21 protein-coding genes are annotated in these 24,621 nt (G+C 48.0%); 7 read left to right on the plus strand and 14 right to left on the minus strand.

Annotated features, from left to right (window positions below; all coding sequences use genetic code 11):
* The 4 genes from QZT80_RS11995 to QZT80_RS12010 form a co-directional block, all read left to right on the plus strand.
* Window positions 1-1,691, plus strand: a 1,691-nt coding sequence (locus QZT80_RS11995; protein ID WP_295122044.1) for a beta-L-arabinofuranosidase domain-containing protein, incomplete at its 5' end; no start/stop codon positions are given.
* A 2-nt stretch (window positions 1,692-1,693) separates the two neighbouring features.
* On the plus strand, window positions 1,694-2,794 hold the full coding sequence (locus QZT80_RS12000) for a glycosylase (RefSeq protein WP_295122046.1): 1,101 nt from the start codon (window positions 1,694-1,696) through the stop codon (window positions 2,792-2,794).
* Window positions 2,795-2,817: 23 nt separating this feature from the next.
* The gene (locus tag QZT80_RS12005) at window positions 2,818-6,150 is read left to right on the plus strand and encodes a glycosyl hydrolase (RefSeq protein ID WP_295122048.1); all 3,333 of its coding nucleotides are present in this window, start codon (window positions 2,818-2,820) and stop codon (window positions 6,148-6,150) included.
* Window positions 6,151-6,251: 101 nt separating this feature from the next.
* The gene (locus tag QZT80_RS12010) at window positions 6,252-8,480 is read left to right on the plus strand and encodes a DUF5703 domain-containing protein (protein ID WP_295122050.1); all 2,229 of its coding nucleotides are present in this window, start codon (window positions 6,252-6,254) and stop codon (window positions 8,478-8,480) included.
* Between the two features lie 71 nt (window positions 8,481-8,551).
* Here the strand turns inward: QZT80_RS12010 and QZT80_RS12015 are convergent, their stop codons facing one another.
* From QZT80_RS12015 to QZT80_RS12060, 11 genes are all read right to left on the minus strand, one after another.
* Window positions 8,552-9,487 carry an AraC family transcriptional regulator gene (locus QZT80_RS12015; protein WP_295122052.1) on the minus strand — a complete coding sequence of 312 codons (936 nt, stop codon included), beginning with the start codon at window positions 9,485-9,487 and terminating at the stop codon, window positions 8,552-8,554.
* A 140-nt stretch (window positions 9,488-9,627) separates the two neighbouring features.
* The gene (locus QZT80_RS12020) at window positions 9,628-9,957 is read right to left on the minus strand and encodes a hypothetical protein (RefSeq protein WP_295122054.1); all 330 of its coding nucleotides are present in this window, start codon (window positions 9,955-9,957) and stop codon (window positions 9,628-9,630) included.
* Window positions 9,958-10,117: 160 nt separating this feature from the next.
* On the minus strand, window positions 10,118-10,357 hold the full coding sequence (locus QZT80_RS26715) for a KTSC domain-containing protein (protein ID WP_367112866.1): 240 nt from the start codon (window positions 10,355-10,357) through the stop codon (window positions 10,118-10,120).
* Window positions 10,358-10,360: 3 nt separating this feature from the next.
* Complete coding sequence (locus QZT80_RS12025; RefSeq protein ID WP_295122056.1) at window positions 10,361-11,152, minus strand: metallophosphoesterase; 792 nt, start codon at window positions 11,150-11,152, stop codon at window positions 10,361-10,363.
* A 1-nt stretch (window position 11,153) separates the two neighbouring features.
* Complete coding sequence (locus QZT80_RS12030) at window positions 11,154-11,897, minus strand: nucleotidyltransferase (RefSeq protein ID WP_295122058.1); 744 nt, start codon at window positions 11,895-11,897, stop codon at window positions 11,154-11,156.
* Window positions 11,898-12,251: 354 nt separating this feature from the next.
* On the minus strand, window positions 12,252-14,075 hold the full coding sequence (locus QZT80_RS12035; protein ID WP_295122060.1) for a T9SS type A sorting domain-containing protein: 1,824 nt from the start codon (window positions 14,073-14,075) through the stop codon (window positions 12,252-12,254).
* A 232-nt stretch (window positions 14,076-14,307) separates the two neighbouring features.
* Window positions 14,308-14,889 (minus strand): YdeI family protein, encoded by a 582-nt coding sequence (locus QZT80_RS12040; protein WP_295122062.1) that lies wholly within the window; start codon window positions 14,887-14,889, stop codon window positions 14,308-14,310.
* Window positions 14,890-14,916: 27 nt separating this feature from the next.
* On the minus strand, window positions 14,917-15,495 hold the full coding sequence (locus QZT80_RS12045) for a YdeI family protein (protein WP_295122064.1): 579 nt from the start codon (window positions 15,493-15,495) through the stop codon (window positions 14,917-14,919).
* A gap of 2 nt (window positions 15,496-15,497) precedes the next feature.
* A complete protein-coding gene (locus QZT80_RS12050; RefSeq protein ID WP_295122066.1) occupies window positions 15,498-15,908 on the minus strand; it encodes a DoxX family protein in 411 nt (136 codons plus the stop codon).
* A gap of 6 nt (window positions 15,909-15,914) precedes the next feature.
* Complete coding sequence (locus tag QZT80_RS12055) at window positions 15,915-16,382, minus strand: SRPBCC domain-containing protein (RefSeq protein WP_295122068.1); 468 nt, start codon at window positions 16,380-16,382, stop codon at window positions 15,915-15,917.
* A gap of 1 nt (window position 16,383) precedes the next feature.
* Complete coding sequence (locus QZT80_RS12060; protein ID WP_295122070.1) at window positions 16,384-16,704, minus strand: metalloregulator ArsR/SmtB family transcription factor; 321 nt, start codon at window positions 16,702-16,704, stop codon at window positions 16,384-16,386.
* A gap of 304 nt (window positions 16,705-17,008) precedes the next feature.
* Here QZT80_RS12060 and QZT80_RS12065 point away from each other — a divergent pair, with 304 nt between their 5' ends.
* Window positions 17,009-17,212: a hypothetical protein gene (locus QZT80_RS12065; protein ID WP_295122072.1), complete on the plus strand. Its 204-nt coding sequence runs from the start codon at window positions 17,009-17,011 to the stop codon at window positions 17,210-17,212.
* A 193-nt stretch (window positions 17,213-17,405) separates the two neighbouring features.
* A complete protein-coding gene (locus QZT80_RS12070; protein WP_295122074.1) occupies window positions 17,406-17,912 on the plus strand; it encodes a DUF1579 domain-containing protein in 507 nt (168 codons plus the stop codon).
* 72 nt (window positions 17,913-17,984) lie between these two features.
* On the opposite strand, the gene msrA is transcribed toward QZT80_RS12070, so the two are convergent.
* Window positions 17,985-18,491 (minus strand): peptide-methionine (S)-S-oxide reductase MsrA, encoded by a 507-nt coding sequence (gene msrA, locus QZT80_RS12075; RefSeq protein WP_295122079.1) that lies wholly within the window; start codon window positions 18,489-18,491, stop codon window positions 17,985-17,987.
* Window positions 18,492-18,682: 191 nt separating this feature from the next.
* On the opposite strand from msrA, the gene QZT80_RS12080 reads away from it, so the two are divergent.
* Window positions 18,683-20,098, plus strand: a complete 1,416-nt coding sequence (locus QZT80_RS12080; protein WP_295122081.1) for an arylsulfatase — start codon at window positions 18,683-18,685, stop codon at window positions 20,096-20,098.
* A gap of 86 nt (window positions 20,099-20,184) precedes the next feature.
* Here the strand turns inward: QZT80_RS12080 and QZT80_RS12085 are convergent, their stop codons facing one another.
* Together QZT80_RS12085 and QZT80_RS12090 are read right to left on the minus strand one after the other, a co-directional pair.
* Window positions 20,185-22,821, minus strand: coding sequence for a DUF6055 domain-containing protein (locus tag QZT80_RS12085; protein WP_295122083.1), 2,637 nt, complete (start codon window positions 22,819-22,821; stop codon window positions 20,185-20,187).
* A gap of 727 nt (window positions 22,822-23,548) precedes the next feature.
* Window positions 23,549-24,621: hypothetical protein (locus tag QZT80_RS12090; protein ID WP_295122084.1), on the minus strand; the 1,073-nt coding region annotated here is incomplete at its 5' end.

Genomic DNA, 24,621 nt, shown 5'->3' on the forward strand with positions numbered 1-24,621 from the left:
CGGTTGCCGCTGTATATGCTGTTACTAAGGACAGGCAGCTGGATAACTGGATGGATACGGCTATTGCGGTAATCGCGGCGGCACAGAAAGCAGACGGTTATATCTATACTAAAAATATCATCGGGCAGCGAAAAACAGGTGCACAGAAGATGTTTGATGATAAACTGAGTTTCGAAGCGTATAATTTCGGACACCTGATGACTGCCGCCTGTATTCATCATCGCGCTACAGGCAAAACGTCTTTATTGGAGGTCGCCCGTAAGGCTGCGGATTTCCTGATCGGCTTTTACGCCACCGCCACGCCCGAACAGGCGCGTAACGCTATCTGCCCCTCTCATTATATGGGACTTACTGAACTATACCGCACCACGCAGGATAAACGTTACCTCAACCTGGTAGTGAAACTGATCGATGTTCGTGGAACGGTGGAGGGCACCGATGATAACAGTGACCGTGCGCCTGTGCGGGATATGCAGAAAGTTGTCGGACATGCGGTACGGGCAAATTACCTGTTTGCCGGCGTAGCCGATGTGTTTGCTGAAACGGGCGACAGCACGCTGTTCCGGACACTTGGTAAAGTGTGGGATAATGTGGTGCATACAAAAATGTATGTTACAGGCGGTTGTGGCGCTTTGTATGATGGTGTTTCGGTAGATGGGACTTCCTACCTTCCGGATACCGTGCAAAAGGTACACCAGGCTTACGGTCGCGATTTTCAATTGCCTAATTTCAGCGCCCATAACGAAACCTGCGCCAACATCGGTAACATGCTCTGGAACTGGCGTATGTTCCTGGTTACGGGCGAGGCAAAGTATATGGATGTACTTGAACTGGCATTATACAATAGCGTATTGAGCGGTGTAAGTATGGACGGCTCAAAGTTTTTCTATACCAATCCGCTGGCTGCATCAGCTAATTACCCTTACCATCTTCGTTGGGAGGGAGGCCGGATTCCCTATATCAGCAAATCGAATTGTTGTCCGCCCAACACGGTAAGAACAATCGCAGAGGTAAGTGATTATATGTATAGTATGGGTGAGGATGGGCTCTATGTGAACCTCTACGGAGGTAATCGCTTTTCCGATAAATGGTCAGACGGCTCTCCTGTTAAACTGGAACAAACCAGCAATTACCCATGGAATGGAAAGGTAACGTTTAAGATAGAAGAAGCACCGGCTGATAATTTTGCGGTCTTTCTGCGCATACCAGGCTGGTGTAAAAAGTATACGCTTAGCATAAACGGAAAAATGCAGCAGGGTGATGTAATAGCGGGATATCACGCACTACGACGCTCCTGGAAAACGGGCGACCATATCGAATTGTTCCTGGACATGCCCGTCACGTTAATTGAATCTAATCCCTTTGTGGAAGAAACGCGTAACCAGGTGGCGGTAAAAAGAGGCCCTGTGGTATATTGCCTGGAATCAACAGACCAACCGGGTTTGAACGTTTTTGATGTGTTAATTCCCGCCAATATAAACCTGGCAACTTCACCAGGAAAAATAGCGGATGGGAATGTGATGAAATTAACCGGTACGGGCCAGCGTGTACAACATAGTAACTGGCAGGGAACATTATACCGCGAGGTCAATACCACCACGAAACCAGTGAATATTACATTCATTCCTTACTATGCCTGGGCAAACCGTGGCAAGTCGGATATGACAGTTTGGATGCCTTTAACGAGATAAATATGAGAATTTATTTGATAGCAGTTTTACTCGCCGCGAGTTTGCTGGTCATTGGTCAGCAAAAGGAAGTACCGCAGGCGGTGATGCAACAGGTGTATGAACAGGTGAAAACACCTTATAAGTATGGACTGGTAATCGCTCCTGATAGCTCCAGGATGGCTGATTGCCCTTCTGTGTTCCCGCAGGGTAAGTGGTGGTACATGACTTATATCATTTTTGATGGAAAAGGGTATGAAACCTGGCTGGCCCGAAGCAGGAACCTGCTGGACTGGAAAACGCGGGGCCGCATCCTGTCGTATTCCGATACAACCGGTACAGATTGGGATATGTACCAGAAAGCTGGCTACACTGCACTGCAAGACCACCGCTGGGGCGGCTCTTACAAGCTCAGGAAGTTTGCAGGCCAATACTGGATGAGTTATATTGGCGGAAAGGATAAAGGTTACGAGGCAGGGGCGCTTTCGATCGGTATTGCGCATACAACAGGAAAGGTTACATCTGCACATGAATGGCAGCGTGTTGCGCAACCGGTATTGTCGGCTACAGATAAAGATGTGCGCTGGTGGGAGAACAAGAAGTTGTATAAATCCTCGATCATTTGGGATGAAGCAAAAACAACTGGCCATCCCTTTGTGATGTACTACAATGCAAATGGCGATACCAGTGACAACAAACCCCAATGGCGCTGGTTTGAGCGTATTGGCATGGCCGTGTCGGACGATATGGTGCATTGGCAACGGTTTGGGATAGAGCCGGTAGTATATCATAAACTGGGGCTTACCGGTGATGGCGTAATTCAGAAGATAGGTGACGTGTGGGTGATGTTTTATTTCGGCGCATTCTGGGAAGGCCGGAAAGATGCGTTTAACCGCTTTGCCTGTAGTTACGACCTGGTGAATTGGACGGATTGGAATGGGGATGATCTGATACATCCATCGGAGCCTTATGACGCTAAGTTTGCGCACAAAAGTTTCGTGGTAAAGTATAAGGGACGGGTTTATCATTACTACTGTGCGGTGGATAAAAACGACAGGAGAGGAATAGCCGTAGCTGTTTCGCAGGACATGGGTAAAAGTAAGGTGGCTTTTACATCTGCTAAATAAGATTTATTAAACCGGAAACCGGAATGAACGTTGTCGTAAAAAAATACTGTTGCTATATCATTTTCACCTTGCTGTCATTGCCAGTGGCAATGGCGCAACGCGTAACATCTGCTGAGGATGAGGTTTTTAAACACCCTCCCGCAGAGGCCAGGCCCGCCACTTTATGGTACTGGATGCACGGCGCTGTATCTAAAGCCGGTATAAAAGCAGATCTCGAAGCAATGAAACAGGCGGGACTTGGAGCTGCTTACCTCGTGTCAATTAAAGATACTTCTTCGAATATTCCATTTATACCCGCCGTTCGCCAACTAACACCAGAATGGTGGGAAATGGTGCGTTATGCCATGCAGGAGGCAGACAGACTGGGGTTGCAACTGGCTATGCACCTCAGTGATGGATTTGCACTCGCAGGCGGCCCCTGGATAACGCCGGAACTGTCGATGCAAAAACTGGTGTGGACGAAGAAGCATATACCTGACGGTGAGAAGGGACTTATCCAGCTTGAACAACCTGAAACCCGCGAGGGTTATTATAAAGACATTGCCGTATTTGCTTATCCCGCCGCTGCGCCGGCAACTAATGAACTACCTGTAGTTACGGTCAGCAATGGCGCGTCGGCTAACTTCCTGGCTGTTGAAGGAAATAAACAGAGTTTCAGAAGTGACACGGTGTGCTGGATTCAGTATCAGTATAAAACTTCTTTCACCGCCCGTTCTATATGTATACAAACTGGTAGTAACAATTACCAGGCCCAACGTTTACTGGTACAGGTTAGTAACGACGGTATAAATTTCAGCACGGTTACAAGGTTACAGCCCGCCAGGCATGGATGGCAGGATAATGTGGCGGATTACACATTTGCTATCCCCACCACCACAGCCAGGTATTTCCGCTTCATTTACGATCCTGAAGGGTCGGAGCCAGGGGCCGAAGACCTGGACGCTGCCAAATGGAAACCATCGCTAAAAGTAACCGGTATTCACCTGCTACCGGAGTCTGTAATTCACCAGTTCGAAGCGAAAAATGGAAGTGTATGGAGAGTGGCTGGGCGCACAACGGAGAAGCAGGTAAGTAGTAGTGATGCGGTCCCTCTTAAAAAGTTGATTTCGTTAACAGGGAAAATGGATAAGGACGGGCGTTTAACCTGGGCGAGGCCGCCTGGTAACTGGGTGGTGTTACGCATCGGCCATACGTCTACAGGCCAGCAAAACGCTACAGGAGGCGCCGGGAAAGGACTGGAGTGCGATAAATTCAATGCCGCGGCTATCAACCTGCAGTTTAACAACTGGTTCGGCAAAGCATTTGAAAACACGGATGCTGCCCTTGCTCAAAAGGTGTTAAAGATTTTTTATGTTGATAGCTGGGAATGCGGCAGCCAGAACTGGTCGGGCCAGTTCGCCGGGGAATTCAGGAAAAGGAGAGGATACGACCTGCTGCCTTACCTGCCTGTAATGGCGGGTGTTCCCATTGAAAGCGCCGAAGTTTCGGAAAAGGTATTGCATGACGTGCGGCGCACGATTGCTGACCTGGTGAACGACGTTTTTTATAAAACACTGGCAGCACGCGCGAAGGAAAAAGGATGTGTTTTTACTGCCGAAAGTGTAGCACCGATCATGGTAAGCGATGGCATTTCACATTACAAATATACCGACCTGCCAATGGGTGAGTTCTGGCTAAACAGTCCTACGCACGACAAACCCAACGATATGCTCGATGCGATCAATGGCGCGCATCTGTATGGTAAAAATATAGTACAGGCGGAGGCTTTTACATCTGTGCGAATGAACTGGGCGGAGCATCCCGGTAACCTGAAAATGATAGGTGACCGCAATTTTGCATTGGGCATGAATAAGATGGTGATGCACGTGTTCACCCACAATCCCTGGATAAACAAAAAGCCTGGTATGACGCTGGATGGTGTTGGTCTATATTATCAGCGCGACCAAACCTGGTTTAAACAAAGTAAAGCCTGGATTGATTATTTGTCACGTTGCCAGTCGCTGCTACAAATGGGCACACCCGTTACCGATATCGCCGTATTTTCCGGCGAGGAAATACCCAGTCGTTCGGTGTTGCCCGATCGCCTGGCCACCACATTACCCGGGCTTTTTGGAAAAGAAAAGGTAGATGAACAGCGCCGCCGTTTACAAAACAAAGGCCTGCCCTTACGCACCATCCCCGACGGCGTAACGCACTCCGCCAACATGGCCGATCCCGAAAAGTGGGTGAACCCATTGAATGGATATAAATACGATTCCTTTAACCCGGACGCACTGATGCAGATGACGGTCAAAAACGGCCGCGTTGTATTACCAGGCGGCGCAAGTTACGCAGTGCTGGTATTCCCCGCCGCGCATCCCTTACAGCCCGATGCGGCACGTTGGTCGTTGCCCGTTGCCAGGAAGTTGTTGCAGCTGGTGCAGGATGGTGCTACAGTATTGATGGATAAGAACCAGGAAGGAAAAGGGATCGGGTTGAGCGACAAAGATGTGGCGATACAGGATATCGTTTCCCGCATTGCTTCGGCTAATCGTGTAAACAACATACCGTATGCCGTATCATCTCTGCCGGTAGCAAAGGACGTTGAGCGCCTGAATACCGGCGGCCGCTTCGATTGGGCACACCGGCGTAGCATGGATACTGATATCTATTTTATAACTAACCAGGAAGACACCGCGCAACGACTTAGTTTGTCTTTCCGCATAAGCGATAAAGCCGCGGAGGTGTGGGACCCTGTAAGCGGAAACAGGAGTGTAAATGCTGACGTTTCTGCATCCGGGACCCGTACGAATGTATCTGTGATGCTACAACCTGCTCAATCACTGTTTGTTATCTTCCGGAAAAAAAGAAACGTTGACAATAAGCCGTTGCCTGTTACAGCCAAACGTACTATTGTGGTGAATAATAGCTGGACGGTGCAGTTTGATACTGCCTATGGTGGCCCCACCCAGCCGGTAAAAATGAATAACCTCATAAGCTGGTCTGACTTTGGCGACTCATCCATCCGTTATTATTCAGGGACCGCTATTTATAATAACGAATTTTCTTTGGATGGATCAAACAGTAAAACCGTTAAATTGAAAATCGATAGTATATTCAACATGGCAACCGTGCGGGTAAACGGCGTCAACTGCGGTACTTTATGGACGCGGCCCTACGAGTTGGATATTACTCACGCAGTTAAAATGGGTAACAATAGGCTTGAAATAGAAGTAAGTAATACCTGGCGTAACCGCCTGATCGGCGATCAATTGCCCGGCTCAAAGATAACTTACACAACCGCCCCCTTCAGGTTGAAAGGAAAGCCTTTACTGCCAGCAGGTTTAACCGGTAAAATTTATGTTGAGGTAGAATGAGTCTGTCATATACATATCGTTTTGGAATTGGGCCGCTCGTTTGGTTGCTCTGCCTGTTCGGTTTTAATCTACTAAGGGCGCAGGTTCCAAAGCAGTACAATGTGGTTTGGACTTCCGCCAGTGATAACGCCTCCGCCTCCATGCCTTGCGGTGGCGGCGATATTGGAATGAACGTATGGGTGGAGAAAGGTGAATTATTGGTATACATTGCCCGCAGCGGCAGCTTCGATGAAAATAACGGGCTGATGAAGGCAGGCCGCCTGCGTATAAAGCTTTCCCCTAATCCATTGGAAGGTCATGTTTTCCGGCAGGAATTGCACCTTGATGGCGGTTATGTAACAGTGTCAGGCGAAAAGGACGGCGTGAAAGCGTTAGTAAAGATATGGGCAGATGTAATGCAGCCGGTAGCACACTTCGATATCAGCGCTAACGCTAAAATTAAAGTAGAAGCAGGTTACGAAAGCTGGCGTTACCAGGACAGGCTGATTGCCGCCAGGGAGAATTGGGGGAATTCCTGGAAATGGGCGGCGCCTAAAAATAATATCATCAGGAAGGATTCGATAGCATTCACAGACGGAGGCGTACTATTCGTGCATCATAACAGGGATACAACAATTTTTGATGCAAGCGTTGCGCAGCAGGCGTTACAATCGGTGCAGGATAGTTTGTACAACCCGATCAGGAGATTGGCATTTGGTGGAATGTTTTACGGTAAAGGATTTGAGCCGTCCGGTATTTACGATGGTAAATATGCGAATACTGATTTTAAAGGATGGAAATTAATTTCCAGGCAACCGGCCAATACCCATCAGCTTACATTGGCCCTGTATACTCAACAGACCGGAGATGTTACGCAGTGGCAGGCATCGTTGCAGCGGTTGACAACTACAGCGAACAATAATGGCGCATTCGCACTCAATCAGCAATGGTGGAGTAACTTTTGGGGACGCAGCTTTATCAGTATAGCAACGGAGCAGCAGGATAAAGCAGCCTGGGTGGTTGGACGAAATTACCAGCTGTTTCGTTACATGCTGGCGTGTAACGCGCAAGGCGAATGGCCCACAAAATTTAATGGTGGATTATTTACGGTCGACCCGGTTTTTACAGATACCTCCATAACACTAACACCTGACTACAGGAACTGGGGCGGAGGTTTACACACTATGCAAAACCAGCGGCTTGTTTATTTCCCGATGATTAAATCAGGCGATTGGGATGTGTTGCAGTCCCAGTTGAATTTCTATCTGCGCATCCTGAAGAATGCCGAACTCCGTTCAAAGGTTTATTGGAATCATGCAGGTGCCTGTTTTACCGAGCAGATGGAAAATTATGGATTACCCAACTATGCCGAATATGGTCAAAAACGACCGCCGCTTTTTGATAAGGGGGTTGAATACAACGCCTGGCTGGAGTATCAATGGGATACCGTCCTGGAATTTTGCCTGATGATGCTGGAGCAACAACGGTATACAGGCCGCAACATCTCCCAATTCATTCCTTTTATAGAAAGTTGTTTGCGCTTTTTCGACGAACATTACCAATACCTCGCCGCACAACGTGGCCGCAAAATTCTGGATGATCGGGGGAAACTGGTATTGTATCCCGGAAGTGCTGCTGAAACGTATAAGATGGCCTATAACGCTACTTCCACCATTGCGGCGCTGCAAACGATCACCAGTCGGCTGCTGCAATTGCCGGCAGGCCATCTTACCGCGGAGCAGGCTATTCACTGGCAGCAATTTCTGACACGAATACCGCCAATCAGTTATCAACAGTTCAATGGACATGTTACCATTGCACCCGCAAAGAGTTGGGAGCGTATCAATAATACCGAATCGCCCCAATTATACCCGGTGTTTCCATGGCACATTTACGGGGTCGGTAAGCCGGGCCTGGATACCGCGCTTAACACCTGGCATTACGATACCAGTGTGGTTAAGTTCAGGAGTTATGTGGGATGGAAGCAGGATAATATATGGGCTGCGGATTTGGGCCTGACTGATGAAGCATGGCGCCTGACCTCTTTAAAATTACAAAACAGCGATCGTCGTTTCCCTGTCTTCTGGGGACCCGGCTTCGACTGGGTGCCGGATCACAACTGGGGCGGGAGCGGTATGACCGGTTTACAGGAAATGTTGTTACAAACAGATGGGAAGCGATTACTCTTGTTCCCTGCCTGGCCCAGGGATAAAGATGTACACTTTAAATTACACGCACCTTATCAAACTACCGTAGAAGCAAAGGTGAAAGATGGAAAGCTGGTGCTGCTAAAGGTGCTTCCTAAAGAAAGAGAAAAGGATATTGAACTGATCAACCAGGCTTTAAAATAATCAGGGGTTAACTACCGTATAGTAGGCCCTGAGTAATAGAAAAGCCAGTACAGATAATTTGTAAAAACACATCACGCCGGCGATTTTCGCTGGTCGTTGTTCATCAGCCGGTACTTCTTCGGCGACATCCCTATCATGGCACGGAACCGCCTCGAAAAATAATAAGGATCATCAAAGCCAATGCTAAAGGCAATGGCCTTTACCGACCTGTTCGTGAAATCGAGCTGCTGGCAGGCTTTCTGCATTTTTAGCTGTACGAAATAGTCGATGGGCGCATAACCGGTTTTCTGCTTAAATAGATTGGAAAACCGGGATACGGAGTAGTTATAATGTTTAACCAGCTCTGTAAGCGATATTTTATCATTGATCCGTTGCTGCATGTAAAGAATAGCGTTATCCACGCAATCCGATTTATCGGTAAGACTGGCCTCGTAATGGCGAAGGTTATAGATAAACAGGTTGATGAACTGCACCATCGACATATTCGCAAATATCAGGTTATCCTGACTGTAACCGAGTTCCAGCGTTTTATAAATCTTGTTAAAAAGGGGAATGATATCGCCGTTGTTTTTCACATAAGAGGGCTCAAAATGTTTTTGCACGGCATGCATCGTATTAAACTCATGCAGCGATTCGCCGCCAAAGTGTATCCAGTAAATACTCCAGGGCGATTCTTCACTACTGCCGTAAGCGTGTTCGGTGTTTTGGGGGAGTATGAAGAATTCGTTCGGGCCTACTTCGTACCGTTTGCCGTTCACCTGGTACCAACCATGCCCGTCTACACAATAAAATATAAAGTTTTCAGGTAAGCCTTTCTTGCGGTAAGTGTAATGGTCCTGTGCCTTCGGGTAATAACCGATGGAACGGATGTGGAGGTGCTTCATTAAGTCGCTGCCCTGTACTTTCGCTTTCAGGATGGTTTTGGGTATCTCGATACGGTGGCGGCCAACACCATACCAGATATTCTTATGCGAACCCTTTTTATTCTCAGTCTCTTTCTCTGTCATACGGCAGCAGTATTTTTCATCAAGTGGAACGTAAACTATTATCGTAAATTAATAGTAATTCACAAGATGTACAAGTGCAGCCATGCACAATCTGGTAAAAAGGGCCCCTGTTGCGCCAAAGGGACTGAAACCTGGTTTGGTTAATCCCAGAGAGTGCCGTCAAGTCCGAGTACGATGCCCATCCACAGGCCGATGATGTAAATGAATACGCCGATAATGTTCACCGCGATCCTCTGCCAGCCTCCCTGCAAACGAAAGCGGTCCAGCAGATGGTAACATAAGCCGCCAATTGCGCCGGCCAGCGGAGTGATAATCAGGGGCCTCACCATCCAGAATCTGGGCCATGCCGGATCGCCTTTTCCTGCTGAAATAATAAAAGCGCTTATAACGATAAGTGCTATGCCGCCGCCTATCAGCATGCGCCTGGCCAGGGAGCCGGTACGAACTGGCTGCGTGGTGGATGTGTTCATGGTAAAAGAGTTTAAAAGTTACAGGTGTTTATTGGACGTCCGGATCGGCTAATGCTATTCTGTTCGTAAAGTACTTTGCAGTTCAAAGGTAATTAAAAGTACTTTGTATTTCAAAGTGTTTAGGTAAATATTTTTTAAAAGATGGAATAGAAGGGGTTGCTTAGTAGCTGCTGGGGGGTATTGGGGCGTTTGGGGAGTCAGGTCTTTTTATCTTGATATAAGTATATTTATTTTTTATCTGCTGGTTATAAAAAACGCCTTTCTCACGGTATTGCCGGAAGGCTTCAAATACTTGTGGCGGTACTTGCTGATACACGTAACAGCTACCCGATACGAACCGGATGGTTAAAGCCTGTTCTGTTTCGTTGTAGCTGTACGATGCAATAACTGTGGAGGGCATAAATCAGCGTGTTGTTTGTTCTGATGTAACGGCTTCAGGAACATTTTTCTCCTCCATATCTACCTCGAAAGTGTAGTAGCCACAGGCATAGCCATGTTTTTCCAGTATCGGCCTGGCTACGTTAAACACTTTCACTCCTCCGGCCGCCTCGCCTTCCAGGGTACCCGCATGCGCATGCCCATGAAAGGCTGCCATTACTTTTCTTCGCGATAAGGGTTCGGCCAGGCGCGATGAGCCCAGGAAAGGAAAAATCGTTTCCGGTTCGCCCACCACGGTGGCCGCAATAGGCGAGTAGTGCATCACTGCAATTTTCTTTATGTTACTATGTTCCTGGTCAAGCCTTGCCAGCGCTCTGTCGAGCCGCAGTGCCTCATCAACGGCTTCCTGCACAAATGCCTTCATGGCATCTTCGCCGAACATCGAAAGCATGTAGCGGTCGAAGCCGCCGCCGAAACCTTTAACGCCGGCAAATCCTATCCCATGAATGACTACGCTTTCCCCGTCGAGTATATGTACATTTTCTGTCAGTAAGGCCTGTCTTATCAATTTGTGGCGGCCTTTTTCATAGTCGTGGTTACCCAATACTGCCACTACTGGAATAGAACACTGCCGCAGTTCTTCGGCAAGCAGTTGTGCTTCCTGCTCATCGCCTGTATCTGTCAGATCACCGGCTATGATAAGCACATCGGCCTGCTCGGATATCGTTTTGAAACAGGGAGCCCAAATGCCTTTGTCTGTTTCGCGTACGTGAATGTCGGCCATGGCGGCTATCCTAACTTTACTCAATGCTTTCATATCAGGTGGTTTTAATCGTACTTACCTTATAATTCCAAAGTTTGATATCTGTTTCGTACTGTGTCTGATCAATGACCGGACCGCGACACACTTTTTCGATGGCGGCCGGAATGTCGTATTGTTCCCGCGCCCGCTCCACCAGCTCGTCGAACAACCATTTTGGGATGATGTCGTGATAGTCTGCCGGGTAAACGAACTGGAAGCTTAGTAACTGTGCCAGCAGCAGGTGCCAGTGAGGGTCCATTCGAAAAAGTAAACGTTTCCAGTCGAGGCTTTTACCATATTTCAGTAAGATGTGATTAATGTCGGCCCCGTCATATCGCTCGCGGTTTTGCACGTACAGCTTGCACCATACCAGTTCTTCCGCAGGAATGTATTTTATCGGGATGCCTTCATATATGCCTGATGAGGCATGTTCATACCAGGTATCATCCACTGTGCAGATGTTATTTACGGTATCGAAAATGACATCTATGTAATGATCATCGCGAAATATCTTTACCAGCCATCTTACATCGGTGAGTTCTGTGTTGTAGCCTTTGTCGCCCAGTAGTTTTAATATTTTCGGGTATTCAGATGGTTTACAGAAAATGTCAAGGTCTTTGGTGTCTCTTTCTATACCTGTGTAGTGATACATGGCGAACCCGCCGCCAAGCATAAAGCGAAGGCCATTATCTACCAGGTCTTGCAGCACGCTTATGTAGAAATCCTGTGCCTGCAGGCGTATTGTCTTTGCTATTTTCATACCTTCTTATTAAACAGTTTTCATAAACGGTTCGCCAAACGATGGCGACCGGTGTGTAGGCTGTAATCCAAAAAGCATGCAGGTTTGCGGTACAAATACTATTATCAGCTAAAACCTGCGCCAGCCATAGCTGGCAAACAATAAAGTCATCTGTGGATTACGCCGTTTCCGGGAAATGGTGATTGTTACAGGGTTGTAGAAAACACTGCCCAATTTGTATGTTCTCTGCATTGATTATCAGGGCATGTTATTGCCTTCAGGTGCCGGCGATGCTGGATCGTTGTTTTTCAACATATAACATAAAAGGAAAGCGCCGCCCTCATAGCGACGCTTTCCTTTTTTAAGTAGCCGAGCTTATTCTTTGATGAATTTCCTTTGTTCGCGTGTTCCCCCGCTTTCTATTTGGAGGATGTAAAGACCTTTTCGCAAGCCTGATACATCTACCTGGTACAAACCTTTCTTCACGTTCCGCACTTCGCGCAGGATGCTGCCGCTTATATCCACGATGGTGATCCTGTAGCTGTCTGCTGGCAGTATACGAAGGTCGACATTCAGCGTGTTGCTCACCGGGTTCGGGAATACGTTCACCAGTTTTGGGGCAGTGATCAGGAAGGGTTTGGCTGCCAGTTCATCGCCTGCCCTTAATAAGCTACCCGTTTCCTCTACCATCCATATCCACCGGTTATTGGAGCTGTCGGCCCCTGCAAGACTAAACGCACTGTCTACGGTTACGTAGTTATGCCCGGCACCCGGCTGGAAGTACAAATGTTTTTCACCGGCCAGTGCATCGTACAGGTACTGTGAAGTAATAGGCGGGTTGGTCGGACTCATATCATCTTCGCCATGCCATACGTAGTGCCGGCGGCCGGCGCTGTAATTGGTGATAGGCGTATAGTCTGTAAACCAACTGCCAGCTACGCTGATAGTGGTAGAGAAAATGCTTCTGTATGCGCTGTTGTGCGACTGGTCATTGGTAAGGAAACCCCACATGCGACCAACGCCGCCACTAATGCCTGCTATATGGAACTTACTATGATCGCTGGTGTCCATACCTGCCAGGTTAGCGAAGTAATGGTTGATGTCTGCAGCATAGTTGGGTAGCCAGTAGCCACTGTTGTAAGGAATGGCAAACACCTCCCACGATATATTCCGGTTATCGGGCGTTACCGTTCGGCCGTCCCAGTTATAACCCAGGTCGTTCAATAATTTCTGCGGCGATTCTATCTGGTAATTGGTACTGTCGTACGAGGAGTCGCCCTGGAATACAATAAGCACATGCCGTTCTCCACATAACGCGGAGCGGAAGTAGCCGTGGTCGCGGTTATTGAACCGCCAGTTCACCTGTGTGCCAGGCACATATCCTGCAGGCCCTCCACCAGGATCACAGGTGTCAATTTCAGGAGCGTCCCTGCTTACCATCCATAACCAGCGGTTGGTGGTGGTATCGGTACCGCGGATCGACATGCAACTGTCCCAGGTAAGACTGTCGTGACCTGTACCTGCCTGCCCGGTAAGATGTTTGGGGCCGCGCAACGAGTCGTACAGGGCCACGGAGGCTGCCGGAGGCGTGCCCCAATAGGTGTCCGCAGCGCCATACCATACCCAGTGCCGGCGGCCGGCGCTGTATTCATAGATCTTGGTTCTGCCTACCCATGCGCCGGACTGGCTGATGGTGGTGGAAAATATGTTGCTGTATGGACTTTCCAGCTCCCAATGGTTGCTCAGAAAATCCCACTGCCTGCCCACTCCACCACTAAAGCCCACCGTGTGAAAGCGCCAGTGCTCGGAAGTGTCGATCGGCGTAATGCTGCCGAAGAATGTATTGACATCGTTCACTATGTCGGCAAAATTCCAGGCGGGACGGGGAATTGTCAATACTTCCCATACGATAGTGTCGCCCGGGCCGCGTACAGTGCGCCCGTCCCAGTTAATGCCGTTATCTTCCAGCAGCTTCTGGGGAACTTCTATAGTAGTGGTTGTAGGATAGCAGCCGAACTGCCCGTCGCCGGTAAACGACAGCAGGATGTGTCGTTCGCCGTTCCCGGCGGCCTTGAAATAGGCATGTTCCCGGCCGTTAAAAGTCCAGCAAACCTGTGTGCCGGGTACGTAGCCGGAAGGTTGTGCAAACGCGGTTACGCATAGCAACAGGCAAAACAAAAAAAGTAATGATCTTTTCATGGAGGGGTATTTAGAGGGTTAAGGATTAATCAACTTGCTTATAAAGGGGAATGCAGGGCTTCCATGCTGTAAAAGAAATGAAATGTCACGGCGACAACAATAACACAAAATAACCAACGTACTGAGGTGTCAGGTCAGTGGGCTGCGGAAATAAGGCAGGGTAGGGGTGCCAATAAAAAAAGTTTGATGAATGAACTCATCAAACTTAATATAACGCTAAATGGATTGCTGATCAGTAATCATTCATACCTTTTCCTTCAAGGATTTTTGGCGTGAATTTATCGATCCTGGCCTCGCGTGTTTTGGGCTGTTTGGCCGCGGCAAAATGTAAGATATAACCTCTTTGCCTGCCAGGTGTAAGTGCGGCGAATGCAGCTTTGAGTTTAGGGTTTTTAGCCAGTTTTAATGTGAGTTCTTCCGGGTACGCCAACTCATTGCTGGCTTCAAAATCAACCTTCAATCCCGCTCTTTCTATTTCAATGGCTTCGTAAATGTAAGCTTTCAAAACGGGCGTCAGCGATGTGATCTGTTTCACGCTGGTAATAGGTATTACGCGGGCCGATCGTGTATTGTCACCCGGTTTTTCCAGCAGGTTGTGTTCGTCGTGCAGCAATACGCCTTTGAAAAAGCTAAGTACACAATAATCCCTGAGGCCGCCGATGATCGAAACATTGCTGCCCTCGTAGGAATAACAGGGTGAGCCCCATTTCAGGTCTTCTGTTAAACCGCAATCAAGCAAAATGGTCCTTAGCTTTTCCAGTTCCTTTCCCCATTTATCAAGTTTGTCGAAATAGTTGTCAACTTCCGGATTCATACTGATTAATGTCTGAGTGTTTGGTAATTAGTCTTCTAAACCTTTGCCATCAAGAATTTGTGGTATATACTTTTCTATTCTTGATTCGCGTGTTTTGGGTTGTTTGGCGGAGGCGAAATAAAGAAGATAACCTCTTTGCCTGCCAGGAGTTAAGGCTTCGAACGCGGTTTTTAACGCAGGGTCCTGTGCCAGTTTTTCCCTGAATTCTTCGGGCATTTTAAACTCGTCCGTCTTTTTCAATTTCACTTCCAGTCCCGCACGTTCATTTTCAATGGCCTCATAAATATAGGCTTTAATCGTAGTCGCGAGGCCCGAAATTTCCTTTGCACTGGTAAACCTTAGCTGGCGTGCTGCCTGCACGTTCTCGGTCTGTTGCACAAGTATGCCATTGGGGTCGCTGAGTAATGCGCCTTTCATAAAAAGGATGGCACAGTATTCCTTGAAAACATGCACCAGGCAAACATTGCCCCCATTGTAGGTGTAGCAGGGTGTGCCCCATTTTACTTCTTCGTTTAATCCGCAGTCGAGTATGATCGTCCTCAACTTCTCTAATTCCTTCTGCCACCTTTCGTTTTTCTCGAAATAGAAATCAGCTTTTGGATTCATGATTATTGATTTTGATGAACTGGAATCGTTTTTCTGCCGGCAGGCCTGAAGTACCAGGACAAAATGGTAAGTGCGAGCAGCAACAAGGACGGGAATAGTTCGCCTGCCGGACTGCCGACGGCCAGATGAGAACATATAGCGCCTGTTGTAAGAAAGAAGAAGCCCGCATAAGCCCACTCTTTCACCAGCGGAAATTTAGGAATAAGTATGGCAATGGTACCCAGTAGTTTCCATACGCCCAATATCGTTAGGAAGTAAACCGGGTAACCCAGGCGTGAAATGCCCCAAACGCCCGGAGGGGCCATGGCTCCTTCTGATTCTACTTTCAACAGTTGTGTAATGCCGGTAGCTACCATGCCGAGTGACAGCCACAGCGTAGCGATCCAGTAAATGATCTTATTTCGCTTCGTCATAACGTGTTATTTTAATTTATTAGCTACTTCCTGTAATTTGTTGTGTGCCATGTTAATGCCTTTCGCGAAAGGCATCATCAGTACCTGGTCTCTCAGCGCTGCTGATCTGTAAACAACGTGCATGGTCAGTTTGCTGGTATCATCTGTAAGTGCTTCAAATTCGAAGAACTCAAGCTGAACATCAAACGGGGTGTTCTCCATTTCAAATGTCCGGGTAATTTTTTGATTACGAACAAACTCATGGATGGTGCCATTGGCCTTAAAAACAACGTTGCCTTTTGGGTCGGAGGTCTCAAAAGCCCAGCCGCCATGTTTCTTGTTTTCAAGTTTAAGCACTTTGGTGCCCATCCACTGTTCCACGATCTCAGGATCTTCATATGCTTTGAAAAGCAAATCCAATGGAAGGTCAAATGTCCGGGTAATCGTTAGTTCCTGCTTGCCATCTTCGGCATGAACTTTTGTTTTCAACTCCATGTTATTTGTTTTTATATTTTTTCATGATCGTTTCCAGCTTGTTAAAGCGCTCATCCCACATCTGGCGGAATGGTTCTATAAAGTCTGCTACTTCTTTCATTTTTTTGGCGTTTATGTGATAGTATATCTCCCGCCCGTTCTGGGTTTGTCCCAGTAATTCGCACTCGGTAAGAATTTGCAGGTGCTTTGATACAGTGGGCCTGGCCGTGTCGAAGTTTGCCGCAATAGCACCGGCTGTCATGGCCTGCGAGGCGACCAATAAAAGTATCGCCCTGCGTGTAGGGTCTGCTATTGCCTGGAACACATCTCTCCTTAAATTCATTGTGTAGCTATTTGACTACAAATGTAAGTGTAGTTATTTGACTACGCAAATATTTTTTAGGCAGATGAGTTAGGCTGGTGAAAAACAGCGTTGTCGCGCCAGGCGGATGGTGTTAAACGGTTTGTGGTGAAAAGGAGGCATTTTTCAGCAATAATATTATCACGCTGATCATCTTCCCAAATTGGATGTAGTTGTAATGCACTGATAATCAAGTTGCGTGTATAGGTGGCCGATGGTGTGTTGATGCTGGTAATATCCGGAACGGAATTTGTTGCGTGATAGCCCGTTAACTTAACGCGAACCCATGAAGACCATTACCGTAACCACCTCTGAAGCCCAGTACCCAGGCTTACACCATTCAGCAAATCACGTATCTGCATTTTTTCAGTCCGGCGACGGTTTATTTTTGCTGGCGCTGAAAAGTCGTGCGGTTGTACGTTTTTACCCGGACGATACATTCGACTTCCTTTATTGGTTGAGGGAAAATAAGATTCGCAAAGTGGATTAGGCCATTGTTCAAAAATTAATAACTGAGCCTGATAATCTTAGCTGTACAGATCTCATTGATTTGTGCGGCTTTTTGTTTCAGATAGCCGCTGGGAAATAAGGGTTTGATGAATAATGCAAATGAGTTGAAATTTCCCGTAACTTAATACTCGCAGCGATCACTGCGATCATCCAACTACATAAACAACGCAACTATGGAAGAGGCTAAAAAGAGCAAGTTTGAGGAGTCGCTCGAAAGCGGAACTCACCGCGATTTATCTAAACTGATCGGAAACTGGACTGGTTCGGCGAAAACCTGGTTCGAGCCCGGTAAACTGGCCGACGAATCGCCGGTATCGGGGTCTGTAACCTCGCTGCTGGGCGGCCGTTTTGTACTGCACCAGTATAAAGGCTCCATGATGGGCAAGCCGCTGGAAGGGATGGCTATTATAGGTTACAGTTTCGATAAACCTGGCTACCAGGTTGCCTGGGTAGATAGCTTCCATATGAGTACAGGCATCTTGTTTTCTGAAGCGCAGCCCGGTGCCAATGGCATTTCAGTGCTGGGCAGCTACGGCGGGCCGGAACTGCCGGTACCATGGGGCTGGCGTACGGAAATTGAACTGGTAAACGATAACGAACTGGTGATGACAGCTTACAATATTACGCCGGACGGGGATGCTTCTAAAGCCACCGAGGTCGTGTACAAAAGAGTTTCATGAGAAGGAGTTCACATTGCTTAAATAAACAACGCCCGCTTTTACTGCGGGCGTCGTGTTTTATGTAGGGTCCGTTTATTTGCTTTCTTTCGCCGGTAAAACCTTTTCCGGCCTGATATAATGACAGGTATATCCGTTCGGATGTTTCTGCAGGTAGTCCTGGTGTTCTTCCTCTGCATCCCAGAAATCCGAAGCAGGTACTACTTCAGTGACGATCGGATTCTTCCATACACCGGCTTCTGATAACTGCCTGATCAACTCCAGTGCCGTTTCCTTTTGCTCCTCATCCAGGTAAAAGATGGCCGACCGGTACGAGGTGCCTACATCGTTACCCTGCCTGTTCCGCGTGGTAGGATCGTGGATCTGGAAAAAGAATTCTAGCAGCGTGCGATAAGAGATGACGTCTGAATCGAATGTTATTTTGATACCTTCTGCGTGCGAGCCATGATTTCGGTAGGTGGCATTGGCTACCTCGCCACCGGTATAACCCACCCTCGTTTCTGTAACGCCCGGCAGTGCGCGGATCAGTTCTTCCACTCCCCAGAAGCATCCGCCGGCTAGTATTGCAGTTTGTATTGACATATACTTTTATTTTTACTGAATATACAAAGACATGTTTTATGCCAGAAGGAAACGGCCGACATTTTAGCAGGTGGATTTGGGGAATGTGACTATTTTTGTCAGGCCGGTACACGCCGGCAGAACCCGTTATGGAAATAAAGTGATCATAATACCGGTGACCTTTTAACAACCGGCCTTTTATTTTAAACAATATGATAAAAAAACCATGGTTAATTGCAGGCCTGCTGCTGTTCGCCCAACTATGTACCGCGCAGCAGAAGCCTAACATTGTGTTCATCCTGGCCGATGATCTTGGCGTGGGCGACCTGGGCTGCTATGGCCAGCAAAAGATCAAAACACCCAATATCGATAAACTGGCCAAACAGGGGATGAGGTTTACTTCTTTTTACAGCGGTACAGCCGTATGCGCACCGTCGCGTTCATCACTGATGACGGGGCAGCACACCGGGCATACCTATGTGCGCGGCAATAAGGAAATACAGCCTGAAGGGCAGGAGCCACTGGCCGACTCGGTACAAACAGTGGCGCAGTTGCTGAAGCAGGCGGGTTATACAACCGGCGCCTTCGGTAAATGGGGACTGGGCATGGTAGGTACTTCCGGCGCCCCCTACCGTAAAGGCTTCGATAAGTTTTATGGTTACAATTGCCAGCGACAGAGCCATCGTTATTATCCCACCCACCTGTGGAATAACGATGAAAAAGTGGTACTGGAAGGTAATGGCCTTATCAACAAAACACAGTACGCCCCTGAGCTTATCCAGCAACAAGCACTGGCGTTCATTGACGAAAATAAAGACAAACCGTTTTTCCTTTTCATACCCACCGTGCTGCCACATGCAGAACTGGCCGGTCCCGCGGATACGTATTACAACATGTACGCCACCACCTTCGAAGAAACAGCGCATGAAGGCATGGATTACGGTCCGGGCGCTAACCTGGCAGGTTACCAGTCTGTCGACAGGCCCCGTGCCACTTTTGCCGGTATGGTAAGCCGTATGGATGCGTATGTAGGACAAGTAATGGCCCGCCTCGAACAATATGGCCTGCTGGACAATACCATCATCATTTTTACCAGCGATAACGGCCCGCACCGCGAAGGTGGTGCCGATCCAGTGTTCTTTAACAGCGCTGCAGGTTTGCGTGGCTTTAAACGTGACCTGTACGAAGGTGGTATCAGAACCCCGTTCATCGTACAATGGAAGGGCAAAGTGAAAGCCGGTACCACCAATAACTTTACCGGTGCATTCTGGGATGTACTGCCAACACTCACCAATATCGCTGGCGCTAATGCCGCACGTTATACAGACGGTGTATCGTTTTTGCCAACCTTGCTCGGCAAAGGAAAGCAGGTGCAGCACCCCTATCTCTACTGGGAGTTTCATGAAGATGCGGGTCGGCAGGCCGTACGCATGGGCAAATGGAAAGGGGTAAGGTTACGCATGAAAGATAACCCCGATGGCCCGATTGAGCTGTATGATCTTAGTAAAGATGTGAAAGAGCAACACAACGTAGCGTCTGCAAATCCGCAGGTGGCAAAACAAATTGAAGAATATATGAGAGAGGCGCATGTTGAGTCGCCCATCTTCCCTTTATTAACGGGTAAGTAATGTACCCATGGTTTCCCATATTCTTTAAAACATAAGAAATGCCGGCCCCTGAACGGGGCCGGCATTTTCTCTCAGCATCGTGTATACTATCTGTTGATTACAATTTTAGCAATAGCGCTTCCGGAAGCACCTACCGCTTTAACCAGGTATATTCCTGCCGGACCGGCCACCTGTGATTTATCCAATGGTATGGTCCGTTGTTTATAGACGTTTTGTTGATAGAGCGTTTTGCCCTGCATATCGCTGATAGACACGGTAACGTTATCATCTTCCTTAAACCCGCTAAGTTTAACCTGGAACGCCGATTGAACCGGGTTAGGTGCTACGCTGATTTTCAGTTCTGCCTTACTGACTTCTGCTACAGGTTCAACCTGCGCGGCCGTACGAGGGGAGCCGGCTGGTGTGCCCAATACTCTCCATTCCAGTATGCCGGTCGATTGTGTAGTGTTCAGCATATTGACGCGGAGCTGAGTCGTAGTGACGCCAGATACTGCCAGCACATTATTGGCATTTTTCACTTTAGGTATTGTGCCCGCGTTAACCCACGAGGAAGTGCCAGAGTTATAATACTGTAAGGTGGCAGTAGTTGGCGTTAATACACCGCCGTTATCGTCAAACCAGTATACTTCTACCGATGTGATATTGTAGGCAGATGGCCAGGTGTATTGCACCCACTGTGTAGAGTTGGGATTGTTCCAGTTGCCGTAGGCACCGTTTGTTTTATCATTAGAGTTGGCAGGCGTAAACCCATCGTTCAGGGCTGTAATTGTTTCCCATGCAGAAACGTAAGAAGTACTGGATGTAGCCAGTGGTGCTATGTTGGTTGATCCGCCGCCGCCACCACAGCCTATGGCAGTCCATGCCATTTGTGTATCTGTAAAGTTGGAATAGCTGGAGTTGATGTCTACATTGGAACTGTGTGTGGCGCCTAAACCATCACAGGCGTTACGGGCGTTATTGCCATGCGGGGTTTGGAGGTAAACGCCGGCCGTAGAGCAACTGCCGATTTCGGCATCGCCGCCTACTACCACATTGGTGCCGCCAAATGTTACGCCGTAACCCCAGCCGTTTTCTTTTACGATCGTATTGCCGGAAACATTGCTGTTCACCAGTACGGCAGCATCTGTGATCTGCGCGGTGCCACTAAATGTGCCACCGTAAACATTACAATCGCCGCTGAAGGCAACCGAATTGCTGGCGGTCACGTTTTCGAGCCTGGCCGTTCCGTTTACGGTTACTGAGCCGGAAAGGTTGGAGCTGCCCACTACGATGGCTTTAGGCCCAACGTATACGGATGCCGCAACGGTAGCAGAGTTGGCCACCCATCCGCCGCCATTACTATGTGTATGGCCTGCATACAAAGCTTTAACGCTGGCCCGGAAGTTAGGTTGGTAACCTTCAGGCAATGCATTTTCTATACGGAGTTCGTAAGGGTAACGATGGATGCGGGGCCAGCCTGGTTCCCAAACGTAATCGTGTTTGGCAGTGGGCGCGCCCATTACAACAAGGTAAAGTTTGGAAGCGGCATTGGTAAGTGTATACTGTGCTTCGCCATCGGAAGCAGACTGCATGGTGCCGTATATCGACGTGCCGCCGGACGTTACTTCCACAAATCCCCAACGCCAGCCGGCTTGTGCGTTTACCTCGGTGTGCCCTTTGAACTTTACATGTACTGTGTTAGACGAGCAGTTGGGATACAGAGGGATCACATTCATGCCATAATCCTGCGGTGCCATATGTTTGGGTACGATGTACCGGCTGGTGGTGGCATTAATTTGATTTAAGATGGTGTATTCCCGCCACAGCCAGTGGTTTTCGGCTGCCGATGTTTTATAGGTGTTGATCTGCGCTCTGATGTCTGCACCAAAACCCTGCGCCGGGTAATCGTAGTTTACTTCGCGTTTTGCGTAGTCGTACATGTTGTTACACAGTTGCGCCTGTGTCCATCCGCTGATCCTGCGCCAGGTTTCCATCGCTGTTTCATTGGCGATCGATTCTTTCCAAAGGCGGTTCACGGTATTAATGCCGCCGTGGTTCTGCTGGATGTTCATCAGCCATTTGAATGCGGCGTAGTGGTGCCTGGTAGAGGCCAGGTGAAAGTGGCGCGACATCAGCCAGCGGGGCATATCTTCACTGGCAAAGGTGGGATACTGTAAACAACGCATGTAGTTGGCATGCGTTTCCCAGAAGAAACCCGCAGGTTCGTAACCTGTAAAACCACCACTGGTTGGCCTGAAGTCGATACGGTTCTGATTCTGGAAGGCGTGTGCCAGCTCATGTGATAATACATAAGGATCACGCGTAGCGTTCGGGTGTACCCACATAGCCCCGATCATTTCATCGTAAGAACCTCCGAAAGCCCATCCGGTAGGGCCGTTGGCACCGTTATAAGTATCGTTCATCACAATGATGATCTTATAAAGACCCAGTTTGCCGGAGTTGTCGTGGAAGCCAACGGTGTTTACGAAGTAGTTAAAGCTGGCCTCCAGGTTACTGGCAACAGCAGCCGGATCAAAACGAAGATTGGGATCTGAGTAGGTAGCTGGATTAGCCCCCACTTTAGCGCCCCAGAAAATTACGAAATTGGTGGATTCGTATTTGTAGTTCGGGTTCCATTCATTCCACGGCGCAGTGCTGAACTGCGTCGGGTAATAAACAGTTTTAGCTATGCCGCCGGTGCATAGTAACGTAATAAAACAGGTGATGAGTAGAAACGTTTTCATACATAGTGGATTTATTGGTTAAACAATGAGGTATCAGGCCATCTTTTTAAGATGACGGTAAATAGATTGTAAGTTGAACGGGGGACAAGTTTGCTTCTACAAAATCCTGGTGTTAAAAAAGCGCGGTGTTTCTCTGATCTGTTGTGACGATGTTGACTGGCCTTACTATATGCGCCTTAGCTCTCTGCTTCGCTTTGTAGATATTAAATTGCCTTTGGGTCGTGAATGCGGGTAGTCATTCACTTTTAATAAATGTTAGTTCGACAATTAAATGTAGCTAGATAAGAACGTTTTGCACACACGGATATTAACCTGTACCTGACAGATATTTGCAGGTTTGGAGGTTTAAATTGGGGGTAACAATAAAATAAGATAACACGGCCCCGGTATGATACCTTCATCATCAACAGATACCGCGCTCAGTAAAAGTTATACCTCCCCCCGCTGAACCAGGTTGACGAAAAGTTCCTCAACAGGCCGCAGCTTTCCGTACGGATTCGTTGTTGTGCCGACTCTTTATGCACTCGTGCTTTACATTCGTGGTGGAGAATCGAAAGGTTACCCGGTGTACAAGTTCCCGGCCCCCGGACAACCATATTCTACCTACCTGATGGCTTCCCGGTGGCAAACTCAGATGGGATTGCGGTATGGCCGGCGATTAATAGTGCATTCCCGCTGAAAAGAAAAAGCCCCACTTACAATGAAGTGAGGCTTGTCATAGTATAGGTTATTGAAAATACGTCGACAGATCTACGATGGTGCCCGAAAGATAGCTCGCTCGCGGTATGGTGTTTTTTAAGTTTCTCTTATCATTGATCAACCATAGTTTAGACGTGCCGGCCTGGAACGTAAACTCTTCGTACAGGCCTTCATTCTTCTGAAATGGGAATGCGGCAGGAATGAATGGTGCGCTTGTTGTTGTATATGGCACATTGGTTGTTCCTTTTTCATAAATATCATAAGTATACGCGTACCCGGTAGCTGCGGGTAAGGGCGGTAGCTCCAATGAACGTAACGAGCCATCAACAGGAAGTGTAAACCTGATTTCAGGGTCCGTTTTTACGGCTTTAGCGGTAACTGTATTTTTTACATAAAACACCAGGTCTACATCCACGTTCTTAAAATAAGGGAATATGGATTGGAACTTCGCGGTGATCATCATGTTCGCCGGGTTGGCTGGTGGCGTGAGTTGTATGTTATCCACGATCCGTGTTCCGTCATAAAAGAAATTGATCGTCTGGCTTGCAGGAGAAGATTGGATGGACGTGGAACTCAATGGAGTCGTTTCTCCTTTTTTAGTGATCTCTATTTTCCGGGTCGTGTTTTTGTCGATAGGGATCTGCACTGTTTTATTCATTGCGCCTTTGCCGGAGGCCACCACTTGTCCGTCTAACAAAAAATCCAGCTCGCCGGAAAGGGCGTATCCTTTTAGATTAACAGCCACCGAACTGTCGTAGAATTTGATGCCATCATAATAAATGTTCAGCGTTTGGGCAAAAGGCTGCCTGGGCACAGGCTTGTGCTGTAGCGTATCAGCAGTACCTTTTTTAACGATGTCAAGTCCGGCTATATCATCCGTAATAGCCAGCATGAGCATTAAGTTAATGGTACCGCCGTTGGCAGCAATGCTGGTGCCAACAACGCTGTCTTTGTAAATGTAATCCAGGTCAGTTGTGGAGCTACCCTGTACCAATACCTGCACTACCCGTGGGGAAGTGCTTACTATTTCGGGCTTGGAACAGGCGGCCCATAGCAACGATGCGCTTAAAATAAGAAGAGTATAGATGCGATGTTTCATGA

The organism is uncultured Chitinophaga sp. (assembly GCF_902168175.1).
In the GTDB taxonomy this organism is placed as follows: Bacteria; Bacteroidota; Bacteroidia; order Chitinophagales; family Chitinophagaceae; genus Chitinophaga.